Origin of the sequence: Mesorhizobium sp. M1406 (assembly GCF_040317555.1) — a bacterium.
Classification (GTDB): Bacteria; Pseudomonadota; Alphaproteobacteria; order Rhizobiales; family Rhizobiaceae; genus Mesorhizobium.
Window position 1 is genome coordinate 1 of record NZ_JAMYKW010000105.1, and the last position, 10,915, is coordinate 10,915.

A 10,915-nucleotide genomic window follows, 5' to 3' on the forward strand; every position below is an offset into this window, starting at 1 on the left:
CCTCAGACGCTTCAACGCCATCACAGACGGCTTCGTTCTCGCCTCGCAAAATCAACCCGAAGCAAATGTGTGCGCACGCTAGCCCACAGGGGGAGAAGGAAGAGCGCCCCTTTAATGCCCCTCAAACCCGATCAGCGTCCGCACCGGCACGCCGAGCGCTTCGAGCTTGGCGCGGCCGCCGAGGTCCGGCAGGTCGATGACGAAGCAGGCGGCGAGGATATCCGCGCCGATCTGGCGCAGCAGCTTGACCGCGGCTTCCGCTGTGCCGCCGGTGGCGATGAGATCATCGACCAGGATCACCTTCTCGCCGGGCGAAACGCCGTCCTTGTGCATCTCCATCTCGTCCAGCCCGTATTCCAGGCTGTAGGCGACGCGCACCGTCTCGAAGGGCAGCTTGCCCTTCTTGCGGATCGGTACGAAACCCGCCGAGAGCTGATGTGCGACGGCGCCGCCGAGGATGAAGCCGCGCGCCTCGATGCCGGCGATCTTGTCGACCTTCTGGCCGGCATAAGGATGCACCAGCTCGTCGATGGCGCGGCGGAAGGCGCGCGCATTGCTGAGCAGCGTGGTGATGTCGCGAAACAGGATGCCGGGCTTGGGATAGTCCGGAATGGTGCGGATCGCGGCAAGCAGCGTGTCTTCTAGTGAGGATTTCATGGTTCGAGATTACCTGAAACGGAGGTTGTTGCGCGACAATTGTTCGATCGAACTGCAGCCCATCAGCTTCATGTCGCGTTCGATCTCGACCCGCATCTGTTCAAGCGCCCGTTCGACGCCGGGCTGGCCGGCCGCTGCCAGCGGGAACAGATAATAGCGGCCGACGCCGACCGCCTTGGCGCCGAGCGACAGCGCCTTCAGCACATGCGTGCCGCGCCGCACGCCGCCATCCATGATGACGTCGATCCTGTCACCGACCGCATCGACGATCTCGGCAAGCTGGTCGAACGCCGCCCGCGAGCCATCCAGCTGCCGGCCGCCATGGTTCGACAGCACAATACCGCTGCAGCCGATATCGACGGCACGCCTGGCATCCTCCACCGACATGACGCCCTTGAGGCAGAACGGACCCGACCACAGCTTGACCATCTCGGCGACGTCGTCCCATGTCATCGACGGGTCGAGCATCTCGGTGAAGTAGCGGCTGATCGACATCGTGCCGCCTCCCATATCGATATGCTCGTCGAGCTGCGGCAGCTTGAACCCCTCATGGGTGAAATAGTTGATCGCCCAGGCCGGCTTGAGCGCGAACTGCAGCATGCCGGCCAGGTTGAGCTTGAAGGGAATGGCAAAGCCGGTACGCTTGTCGCGCTCGCGGTTTCCCCCGGTGATGCTGTCAACGGTCAGCATCATCACCTCGACGCCAACCGCCTTTGCCCGCTGCATCATCGCCCGATTGAGGCCGCGATCCCTGTGGAAATAGAACTGATAGACGGGCTGCTGCTGATCCGGCGCGCCTCTTCGAGGCTGACGGTGCCAAGCGAGGAGACGCCGAACATCGTGCCATATTTGGCGGCGACCTTGGCGACCGCGCGCTCGCCCTGATGGTGGAACAGCCGCTGCAAGGCGGTCGGCGAGCAATAGAACGGCATCGCCAGCTTCTGGCCCATGACCGTCACCGACATATCGATCTCGCTCACCCCGCGCAGGACGTTGGGAACCAGGTCGCAGGTGTCGAAGCTTTCGGTGTTGCGGCGATAGGTGACCTCATCATCTGCCGCGCCGTCGATGTAGTTGAAGATCGGCCCCGGCAGCCGCTGCTGCGCCATGCGGCGGAAATCGGAAAAGTTGTGACAGTCGCTGAGCCGCATCATCGAAATCCAAACATCGTGCCGTCGACAGTTCTTTCGTCAAGGATGCTGTGTGGCATACCACGGGGCGCCGTGCCAACGGACCTGTTCGACAGACCGCACCTGACCACCAGGTCGCCGGCTCCGTTCAGCAAAAAGGGCGCCCCTCGGCGCCCTTTTGCGATCGTTTGGCTTTGTGGCTTAATGTGCCACGCCTTCCCACACCTTGCGCTTGGTGAGATAGACCAGCGCACCGAACAGCAACAGGAACACCAGCACGCGGAAACCGGTCTTCTTGCGATCTTCCATGTGCGGCTCGGCGGCCCACACCAGGAAGGCCGAAACGTCGCGGGAATACTGGTCGATGGTCTGCGGCGCGCCGTCATCATAGGTCACTTGGCCGTCGGAGAGCGGCTTGGGCATCTTCAGCGACACGCCGGACATGAAGTACGGGTTGTAGTGGGTGCCTTCCGGGATGACCATGCCGGCCGGAGGCGTCTGGTCGTAGCCGGTCAGCAGCGAGTGGATATAGTCGGGGCCGCCCGCGTCGTACTGGGTGAAGATGTCGAAGACGAATTGCGGAAAGCCGCGTTCGACGCCGCGCGCCTTGGCCAGCAGCGACATGTCGGGCGGAGCAGCGCCGCCATTAGAGGCAGCGGCGGCCTCGTCATTGGCGAAGGGCGCCGGGAAATGATCGGACGGCTTGCCGGGACGGTCGAACATGTCGCCGGCGTCGTTGGGGCCGTCATGGATGGTGTACTCGGCCGACAGCGTCTTGATCTGGGCATCGGAATAGCCGAGGTCCGACAGCGTGCGGAAGGCCACCAGGTTCATCGAATGGCAGGCCGAGCAGACTTCCTTGTAGACCTTGAGGCCGCGCTGCAACTGCGCCTTGTCATAGGTGCCGAACGGGCCGGTGAAGCTCCAGCTCATTTCCTTCGGTTCGTTGATCGGGAAATGCGTTGGATTGGCCGCGTTATGTGCCTCTTCGGCGGCGACAGCCCAATTGCTTGCTGCCTCGGTGCCGGCGGCCACAAGGCCGATCAGCGCCAGCGAGGTGAGAATCTTTTTCATGCCAAATCCCCTTAGATTCTCTACCGGTCTGTCTTCCTGTTTGAGCATGATCTTGTCCGAAAACCGGTTCCCACTTTTCGGGATCATGCTCAGCCCTTGGTCTCTGGTGCGGCCGTGGCGCCCGCCGGATGTCCGACACCGCCCTTGTTCTTCTCGAGCACCGCTTCGGTGATCGAGTTCGGCAGCCTTCGCGGCGTCTCGATCAGACCGAGCACCGGCAGCGCGACCAGGAAGAAGGCGAAATAGACCAGCGTCGCCATCTGCGCCATGAACACATAGCTGCCTTCCGCCGGCTGCGAGCCCAGCCAGCCGAGCAGGACGGCATCGGCCACGAAGACCCAGAAGAACAGCTTGTACCAGGGCCGATAGACCGCCGAGCGTACCTTCGAGGTGTCGAGCCACGGCACCAGGAACAGCATGACGATGGCGCCGAAGAGGCACAGAACGCCGCCGAGCTTGGAGTTGATCGGCCCGATATTGAAGGTGATGGCGCGCAGGATGGCGTAGAACGGCAGGAAATACCATTCCGGCACGATGTGGGCCGGGGTCTTCAGCGGGTTGGCGACCGTGTAATTGTCGGGATGGCCGAGATAATTCGGCAGGTAGAAGACGAAATAGGCGAAGAAGAACAGGAATACGAGCATGCCGAACGCGTCCTTGATGGTCGCATAAGGGGTGAACGCAACGGTGTCGGTCTTCGACTTGACCTCGATGCCCGTCGGGTTCGACTGGCCGACGACATGCAGCGCCCAGACGTGCAGCACGACGACGCCGGCAATCATGAACGGCAGCAGGTAATGCAGCGCAAAGAAGCGGTTCAGCGTCGGGTTGTCGACGGCAAAACCGCCGAGCAGCAGCTGCTGGATCCAGTCGCCGACCAGCGGAATGGCCGTGAAGAAGCCGGTGATGACCGTGGCGCCCCAGAAGCTCATCTGGCCCCAGGGCAGCACGTAGCCCATGAAGCCGGTCGCCATCATCAGGAGGTAGATGATGCAGCCGAGGATCCACAGCAGCTCGCGCGGCGCCTTGTAGGAGCCGTAATAAAGGCCACGGAAGATGTGGATATAAACGGCGATGAAGAAGAACGACGCGCCGTTCGAATGCAGGTAGCGCAGCAGCCAGCCCGAATTCACGTCGCGCATGATCTTTTCGACCGAGCCGAAGGCAAGATTGCTGTCGGCCGTGTAGTGCATGGCCAGCACGATGCCGGTCAGCATCTGTGCGACCAGCATGATCGCCAGGATACCGCCGAAGGTCCACGCATAATTCAGGTTGCGCGGCACCGGATAGGCGATGAAGCTGTCATAGACCATCCGCGGCAGCGGCATGCGGGCGTCGAACCAGCGTCCGAGACCGGTTTTGGGCGTATAGGTCGAGTGTCCCTCGCTCATCGAAATATCCCCTGCCTCAACCGATAAGGATCTTGGTATCGGAAATGAACTTGAATACCGGCACTGCCATGTTCTCCGGCGCAGGGCCTTTGCGGATGCGTCCGGCCGTGTCGTAGACCGAGCCGTGGCATGGGCAGAACCAGCCGCCGAAATCGCCTTCCTGGCCGAGCGGAATGCAGCCGAGATGCGTGCAGACCTGAACCATCACCATCCAGGCTTCCTTGCCGGGCGTGGTGCGGTTGGCGTCGGTCGCCGGCGCGTCGGCCGGCAGGTTGGCGTTGCGGGCGATCGGATCCTTGAGGTCGCCCAGATTGACCGCCTCGCCGTCCTTCATTTCCTGTTCCGTGCGGTTGCGCACCACGACAGGCTTGCCGCGCCACTTGACGATCAGCGACATGCCCGGCGTCAGCGAGGCGACGTCGACCTCGACCGAGGCGAGCGCCAGCGTCGAGGCATCGGGACGCATCTGGTCGATGAACGGCCACGCGAAGGCACCCGCGCCGACCACTGCGGCCATGCCGGTGGCGACGTAGAGAAAATCACGACGGTTGGGATCCTGGGTGTCGGTTGCGCTCACGGGTGCCTGATCCTTTCGCCTCTTCCGTGCCGGTGGCTGAGCCTTGTTCCCGCTCGATTACGCCAACCCGACAGCGCATGGCGAACAGGCTTGCGAATTCCTCCGGCATTTGGACCTCGGTTTATGCGTGAAGCCCGTTTTTGTCCAGACGGATCAAGGCACAAGGGCAGATTGTCGCGGGCGTTCCGCGCAGCGATGGATTTGACGTGCTTGGCTAAATGTAGCAATATGTCTACATCTTCTCGACGGAGGTGCTGAAATGAACATCTCGACGAAGACGGTCACCATCGTGTCGAGCCGTGAATTCAACCAGGACACGGCGCACGCCAAACGGGCAGCCAAGAATGGGCCGGTCATCATCACCGACCGTGGCAAGCCCTCCCATGTGCTGATGTCGATGGAGGAATATGAGAAACTGAAGGCCTTGGGCAGGCCAGAGAAACATAGAAGCCTCGCGGACGTTCTGGCCGATGATAGACCGGAAGCGGATTTTGATTTCGACATACCCGAACTCAAGAGCTTGTCCCTGCGCCCGCCCGAGTTCGACTGATGTATCTACTAGATACCAATGTCCTCTCCGAACTCAGGCGGAGAGACCGATGCGACCCGAACGTTCGGGCCTGGGCAGAAGGCCGAAATCCAGGTGAGTTTCATGTTTCGGCCGTCAGTATTCTTGAAGCCCAGATCGGCGCCCTCAGAGCGGAGCGAAAGGACAAGAGGAAAGGAGCGATTCTGCGCGCCTGGGTAGACGGATTGGTTGCCGAAATCGCAGAGCGCATACTGCCCGTGGATCTTGCTGTTGCGCTTCGCTGCGCGCCGCTCCACGTCCCGGATCCCAAGCCAGACCGCGACGCGTATATCGCCGCGACCGCGCTGGTCAACAACATGACGGTTGTGACCCGCAACACGAAGGATTTCGAAGATACCGGCGTGAAACTGTTCAATCCGTGGATACCGGCGAAGGGTTAGACGGCATGGCACATATCATAGACCGCGACACTTGGGCTGTTCGCGCCGACCGCTGGAAGGGCGAGCTGCAATGCGGCGCCTACGGCTCCAACTCCTGCCTGATCTTCAACTACCTGCCCGATGTCGGTGGCGGTCCTCGGCTGCACACGCATCCCTACGCAGAGATCTTCATCATCCGTCAGGGCACCGGACTGTTCACGGTCGGCGACAAGGAGATCGAAGCTTCCTCCGGCCAGATCCTGATCGTGCCACCCAACACGCCGCACAAATTCACCAATCTCGGTCCGGGCCCGCTGGAAACGACCGACATCCACGAGAACGGCAGCTTCATCACCGAATGGCTTGAATAGACCATGATCCCGAAAAGTGGGAACCGGTTTTCGGAAAGATCATGGTCAAAGACAGAGTTATTTGGCGCCGAGCCTCGCAAGCACGGCCTTCGGGATGTTGTATTCGCGGATGACGGCGTCATGCCTACGCAAGCCGCACAGTTCGCGCTGGATGAAATAGCCGTGCACCGCCTCGGCTGCCTCCTTGAGCAGCCGGGCGCGCAGTTGCTCCTCGGCATTGTCGCGCAGCCTGGCCAGCGTTTCCTCGACCCGTTGACCGGCACGGCCGAGTGCGGCCGCCTTCTCGGCGAGAATTTCATGGCCGAGCGCGTCGAAGGCGGCTTCGGCAGCGGTAGCGCCGGCTAGATGAGATGGCGGACGCAAGGACATTTCAGCTTCCTTTCCCGAAGACCATGCGGTGTGTGACGAATTCTTCGCCTTCCACGCGCTGAAAGCCAAGCCGTTCGTAGAAACCGAAGGCTTCTCGCGGCGCGCGTGTGTTCAGCACGGCGAAATGGTGACGCGTCCTGTCGATAACGGTCTCGACCAGCATCCGGCCGAGGCCGGTGCGACGGTGGCGCGCACTGACGAACAGGTGCCGAACCCGGCCATGGCCCCTGCCCTCGAAATATGGATCGATGTTCAGCCCGCACACGCCGACGAGTTCCCTTCCATGCCAGGTACCGTACAGCGCCTCGCCGCGGCTCAGGAACTTGTTGCGGCCGCTTGCCCAATCATCCGCCAGGCGCACCAGCATCCAGTAGCTTTCCGACCGGCTTTCCTGCCTCAGCGCATCGAAGGCCGGCGTGGTTGGCCGGAGCCGCTTGAGCACATAGTGGACCCCGGGGCCGATCTCTGGCGATTTAGCCATGGAGCTACTCCGCCGGACGTGTCTCTTCGAGCACGCTGTCCTCGTGATAAAGAAACCCGCCGGATTGCCGCTTCCACAGCCGCGCATAAAGCCCGTCTAGCACGACCAATTGGTCATGCGTGCCTTGTTCGACGATGCGGCCACCGTCGAGCACCACCAACCGGTCGAGCGTGGCGATCGTCGACAGCCGGTGGGCGATGGCGATGACCGTCTTGTTCTCCATCAGCCGCGCCAGATTCTCCTGGATCGCCGCCTCGATGTCGGAATCGAGCGCCGAGGTCGCCTCATCGAGAATCAGGATCGGCGCGTCCTTGAGGAAGACGCGGGCGATCGCCACGCGCTGGCGCTGGCCGCCCGACAGTTTGACGCCACGCTCGCCGACGAAGGCCTCGTAGCCGGCGCGGTCCCTGTTGTCGCGCAGACCAAGGATGAACTCGTGCGCTTCGGCCTTTTTCGCCGCCACGATCACCTCGGCGTTGGTCGCGTCAGGCATGCCGAGCTTGATGTTGTCGCGCAGCGAACGGTGGAACAGGGCCGTGTCCTGGCTGACGACGCCGATATTGGCGCGCAACGAATTCTGCGTGACATCGGAGACGTTCTGACCATCGATGGTGATCGACCCGCCTTCCAGGTCGTAGAGGCGCAGGATCAGATTGGCGAGCGTCGTCTTGCCGGCGCCCGACGGGCCGACCAGTCCGACCTTCTCGCCCGGCCGCACGACGAGGTCGACGCCGTTGAGAACACCGAACCCCTTGCCGTAATGGAATTCGACGTTCTTCACCGCGATGCGCCCGCCGGCCACCACGAGCTCTTTGGCGTCGGGTGCATCGACCAGGCCGAGCGGCTGCGAGATCAGCGCCTTGGAATTTTCCAGCACGCCGAGGTTCCGCAATATGCTGTTGAGCTGCATCATCAGCCGGCCGAGCAGCATGTTGAGCCGCAGCACCAGCGACAGCGTGAAGGCGACCGCCCCAACGGTGATCGAGCCCTCGACCCAGAGATAGACGGCAAAGCAGCCGATCGCGGTGATCATGATGCCCGACAGCGTCGTCAGCGCCATGCGCACGCCGGTCAGCCGGCGCGTGAAGGGGCGCAGCGCGTCGAGATAGATGTCGAAGCCATTCTTGATGTAGTGGTCGTCGCCGTCGGCCGAGAACAGTTTCAGCGTCTGCACGTTGGAATAGGAATCGACGATGCGGCCGGTGATCATCGAGCCGGCCTCGGCGGTTTGCTCGGCATGCTTGCGGATCGCCGGCAGATAGAACTTGGCCAGCCAGCCGAAGGCGGAAATCCAGATCACCACCAGCACCGCCAGCCTGAGATCGAGGCCAGCGACCAGCGCCAGCGTCGTCACCGTGTAGACGATCATGAACCAGACGACCTCGATGAAGCTTTCCATCAGGTCGCCGGTCGCTTGGCCCGCCTGCCAGACCTTGGTGGCGATGCGGCCGGCAAAATCGTTCTGGAAGAAGGCGTAGGACTGGCGCGACACGTGCCGATGCGCCTGCCAGCGCACCAGATTGTAGAAGCCGGGCGTGATCGTCTGTTCGTCGACCAGCGCCGACAGGCCGACGACGATTGTGCGGATGACCAGCACCACCGCGATCATGAACACCAATTCAGGGCCGGCGGCGTTCCACAGAGAATGCCAGCTGCGCTCGGCGGGAAGCTGGTCGAGAATGTCGACCAGCCGCCCGACGAAGTAGAACAGGCCGGCCTCGACTAGGGGCGCGATGCCGCCGATCACCAGCATCGCGAAGAAGGCGAACTTTGCCTGGCCGACATAGTGCCAGAGAAAGCCGCCGACGCTGGTCGGTGGCCGAAGGCTGGCTGGCTCCCTGAACGGGTAGACCCAGTTCTCGAACCAGCGATAGACGGCAGTCATCATTCGGCAGCTTGGCCCTTTGCAAGTGCGTCATTGGCGACATCGGTCGGGACGTCCTCAAGCAGGAACCCGCCCGATTGGCGCTGCCAGAGCTGCGCGTAGAGCCCGCCTTGGGCGACGAGTTCCTCGTGCGAACCTTCCTCGATGACACGGCCCTTGTCCATCACCACCAGCCTGTCCATCGCCGCGATGGTCGACAGCCGGTGCGCGATGGCGATGACGGTCTTGCCTTGCATGAGCTTGTAGAGATTCTCCTGGATCGCCGCCTCGGCTTCGGAATCAAGCGCCGAGGTCGCTTCGTCAAGGATAAGTATAGGTGCGTCCTTCAACATAACGCGAGCGATGGCGATGCGTTGCCGCTGGCCGCCGGACAATTTGACACCGCGATCGCCGACATGGGCATCGAAGCCCTTGCGGTCGCTGGCGTCCGAAAGCCCTGATATGAAATCCAGCGCCTCGGCGCGCCGCGCTGCCTCGACAAGCATCTCTTCCGAGGCATCGGGCCGGCCATAGAGGATGTTCTCGCGCACCGAACGATGCAGCAGCGATGTGTCCTGCGTCACCATGCCGATCTGGGCGCGCAGCGAATCCTGCGTCACATCGGCGATTTCCTGGCCGTCGATCAGGATCTTTCCGCTCTCCAGGTCGTAGAAACGCAGCAGGAGATTGACCAGCGTCGACTTGCCGGCGCCCGAACGGCCGACGATACCGACCTTTTCGCCCGGCTTCACCGCCAGCGACAGGTTCTCGATCACCCCTTTCCGCTTGCCGTAGTGGAAGCGGATATCCTCGAAGCGTATCTCGCCCCTGGAAACGGTGATGTCCTTCGCCCCCGGCCGGTCCTCGACCAGGCGCGGCAACGAGATCGAGGCGATGCCGTCCTGCACCGTGCCGATATTCTCGAACAGGCCCGACATTTCCCACATGATCCATTGCGACATGCCCCATAGCCTGAGCACCAGCCCGATGACCACGGCGACCGCGCCGATCGTCACCGACTGCCCGAGCCACAGCCACAGCGCCATCGCCGTGACAGAGAACAGCAGCAGCGAATTCATGATGTAGAGCAGGCCGAAAAGCACCGTCACCAGCCGCATCGACCGGTAGACGGTCTGCAGGAAGCCGGCCATGCCTTCCCGCGCGAACGACGCTTCGCGGCGTGCATGGCTGAACAGCTTGACCGTCTGGATGTTGGAGTAGCTGTCGACGACGCGGCCGGTCATGGTCGAGCGCGCATTGGCCTGCTCCTCGCCGACCTTGCCCAGCTTCGGGATGAAATAGCGCAGCAACAGGATGTAGCCGACCAGCCAGACGCCGAGCGGCGCGGCCAGCCGCCAGTCGGCCGAACCGACGATGACCAGCATGCCAAGGAAATAGACGATGACGTAGTTCAGGACATCGATCAGCTTGATGACGCATTCGCGCACGGCGAGCGCCGTCTGCATCAGCTTGGTGGCGATGCGGCCGGCGAACTCGTCCTGGTAGAAGCTCATCGACTGCTTGAGCAGGTAGCGGTGCACCTGCCAGCGGATGCGCATGGGATAGTTGCCCATCAGCGTCTGCTGGTTGAGCAGGGAATGCAGCCATACCGTGCCCGGCAGCGCGAACAGCACGATGAAGGCCATGCCGGCAAGCTTCCAGGCTTCCGTCTGCAGGAAGGTTTCGCGATTCAGACCCGACAGCCAGTCGACGATGCGGCCGAGGAAGCCGAACATCCACACTTCCGCGATCGCGATCGCCGTCACCAGCACCGCGTCGAGAAGGATATAGGGCCACGCGCCACGCGTATAATGCACGCAGAAGGCTACCAGCGTCCTGGGCGGCTCGACCGGTTCCGCCGCGGGGAACGGATCGAGCCGTCTTTCAAACCAGCTAAACAACAACATGGCTCATGCTCACAAATCTGTCTTCCGCCTATGCGGCGCGCGAACGTACGAAGTCGCCGGAACGCATGGCGCCGAGGGCCCCACGGGCCGGACGAGAACCACCCGCGGCGCGGCGTAGGGGGAAAAAAAGTGCGGGGTGTTTAAAC

The 10,915-nt window shown here is 62.4% G+C and carries 11 protein-coding genes and 1 pseudogene; 3 read left to right on the plus strand and 9 right to left on the minus strand.

Features of this window, described 5'->3' with window-relative positions; all coding sequences use genetic code 11:
- Window positions 1-111: 111 nt before the first annotated feature.
- The 5 genes and pseudogenes from NKH03_RS33115 to petA all read right to left on the minus strand — a co-directional run bounded on the left by NKH03_RS33115 (window position 112) and on the right by petA (window position 4,829).
- The gene (locus NKH03_RS33115; protein WP_352973097.1) at window positions 112-657 is read right to left on the minus strand and encodes an adenine phosphoribosyltransferase; all 546 of its coding nucleotides are present in this window, start codon (window positions 655-657) and stop codon (window positions 112-114) included.
- A 9-nt stretch (window positions 658-666) separates the two neighbouring features.
- Window positions 667-1,808: pseudogene (locus tag NKH03_RS33120) on the minus strand (alpha-hydroxy acid oxidase).
- 180 nt (window positions 1,809-1,988) lie between these two features.
- Window positions 1,989-2,861 (minus strand): cytochrome c1, encoded by an 873-nt coding sequence (locus NKH03_RS33125; protein ID WP_352973099.1) that lies wholly within the window; start codon window positions 2,859-2,861, stop codon window positions 1,989-1,991.
- A gap of 89 nt (window positions 2,862-2,950) precedes the next feature.
- Window positions 2,951-4,252: a cytochrome b gene (locus NKH03_RS33130; RefSeq protein WP_352873893.1), complete on the minus strand. Its 1,302-nt coding sequence runs from the start codon at window positions 4,250-4,252 to the stop codon at window positions 2,951-2,953.
- Between the two features lie 16 nt (window positions 4,253-4,268).
- On the minus strand, window positions 4,269-4,829 hold the full coding sequence (petA, locus tag NKH03_RS33135; RefSeq protein ID WP_352873894.1) for a ubiquinol-cytochrome c reductase iron-sulfur subunit: 561 nt from the start codon (window positions 4,827-4,829) through the stop codon (window positions 4,269-4,271).
- A 259-nt stretch (window positions 4,830-5,088) separates the two neighbouring features.
- Here petA and NKH03_RS33140 point away from each other — a divergent pair, with 259 nt between their 5' ends.
- From NKH03_RS33140 to NKH03_RS33150, 3 genes are read left to right on the plus strand one after another with little or no spacing between them, the layout of a single operon-like run.
- On the plus strand, window positions 5,089-5,379 hold the full coding sequence (locus tag NKH03_RS33140; RefSeq protein WP_352973101.1) for a type II toxin-antitoxin system Phd/YefM family antitoxin: 291 nt from the start codon (window positions 5,089-5,091) through the stop codon (window positions 5,377-5,379).
- Window positions 5,379-5,798, plus strand: a complete 420-nt coding sequence (locus NKH03_RS33145; RefSeq protein WP_352873896.1) for a type II toxin-antitoxin system VapC family toxin — start codon at window positions 5,379-5,381, stop codon at window positions 5,796-5,798. The genes NKH03_RS33140 and NKH03_RS33145 overlap by 1 nt, the downstream gene beginning before the upstream one ends.
- 5 nt (window positions 5,799-5,803) lie before the next feature.
- Entirely contained in the window at window positions 5,804-6,148 is a 345-nt protein-coding gene (locus NKH03_RS33150; protein WP_352973103.1) for a cupin domain-containing protein, read from the plus strand.
- A 57-nt stretch (window positions 6,149-6,205) separates the two neighbouring features.
- Here NKH03_RS33150 and NKH03_RS33155 read toward each other — a convergent pair whose 3' ends face one another.
- The 4 genes from NKH03_RS33155 to NKH03_RS33170 are packed head-to-tail and all read right to left on the minus strand — an operon-like array spanning window position 6,206 to window position 10,769.
- Entirely contained in the window at window positions 6,206-6,517 is a 312-nt protein-coding gene (locus NKH03_RS33155) for a DUF6665 family protein (protein WP_352973105.1), read from the minus strand.
- A gap of 1 nt (window position 6,518) precedes the next feature.
- The gene (locus tag NKH03_RS33160; protein ID WP_352973107.1) at window positions 6,519-6,998 is read right to left on the minus strand and encodes a GNAT family N-acetyltransferase; all 480 of its coding nucleotides are present in this window, start codon (window positions 6,996-6,998) and stop codon (window positions 6,519-6,521) included.
- Window positions 6,999-7,002: 4 nt separating this feature from the next.
- Window positions 7,003-8,886, minus strand: a complete 1,884-nt coding sequence (locus NKH03_RS33165) for an ABC transporter ATP-binding protein (RefSeq protein WP_352973109.1) — start codon at window positions 8,884-8,886, stop codon at window positions 7,003-7,005.
- On the minus strand, window positions 8,883-10,769 hold the full coding sequence (locus tag NKH03_RS33170; RefSeq protein WP_352973111.1) for an ABC transporter ATP-binding protein: 1,887 nt from the start codon (window positions 10,767-10,769) through the stop codon (window positions 8,883-8,885). The genes NKH03_RS33165 and NKH03_RS33170 overlap by 4 nt, the downstream gene beginning before the upstream one ends.
- Window positions 10,770-10,915 lie beyond the last annotated feature (146 nt).

What these genes read in the sequence shown, in the direction of transcription:
- NKH03_RS33115 (WP_352973097.1), bottom strand. Translation starts at nt 657, where the DNA reads ATGAAATCCTCACTAGAAGACACGCTGCTTGCCGCGATCCGCACCATT.
- NKH03_RS33125 (WP_352973099.1), bottom strand. Translation starts at nt 2,861, where the DNA reads ATGAAAAAGATTCTCACCTCGCTGGCGCTGATCGGCCTTGTGGCCGCC.
- NKH03_RS33130 (WP_352873893.1), bottom strand. Translation starts at nt 4,252, where the DNA reads ATGAGCGAGGGACACTCGACCTATACGCCCAAAACCGGTCTCGGACGC.
- NKH03_RS33140 (WP_352973101.1), top strand. Translation starts at nt 5,089, where the DNA reads ATGAACATCTCGACGAAGACGGTCACCATCGTGTCGAGCCGTGAATTC.
- NKH03_RS33145 (WP_352873896.1), top strand. Translation starts at nt 5,379, where the DNA reads ATGTATCTACTAGATACCAATGTCCTCTCCGAACTCAGGCGGAGAGAC.
- NKH03_RS33150 (WP_352973103.1), top strand. Translation starts at nt 5,804, where the DNA reads ATGGCACATATCATAGACCGCGACACTTGGGCTGTTCGCGCCGACCGC.
- NKH03_RS33155 (WP_352973105.1), bottom strand. Translation starts at nt 6,517, where the DNA reads ATGTCCTTGCGTCCGCCATCTCATCTAGCCGGCGCTACCGCTGCCGAA.
- NKH03_RS33160 (WP_352973107.1), bottom strand. Translation starts at nt 6,998, where the DNA reads ATGGCTAAATCGCCAGAGATCGGCCCCGGGGTCCACTATGTGCTCAAG.
- NKH03_RS33165 (WP_352973109.1), bottom strand. Translation starts at nt 8,886, where the DNA reads ATGATGACTGCCGTCTATCGCTGGTTCGAGAACTGGGTCTACCCGTTC.
- NKH03_RS33170 (WP_352973111.1), bottom strand. Translation starts at nt 10,769, where the DNA reads ATGTTGTTGTTTAGCTGGTTTGAAAGACGGCTCGATCCGTTCCCCGCG.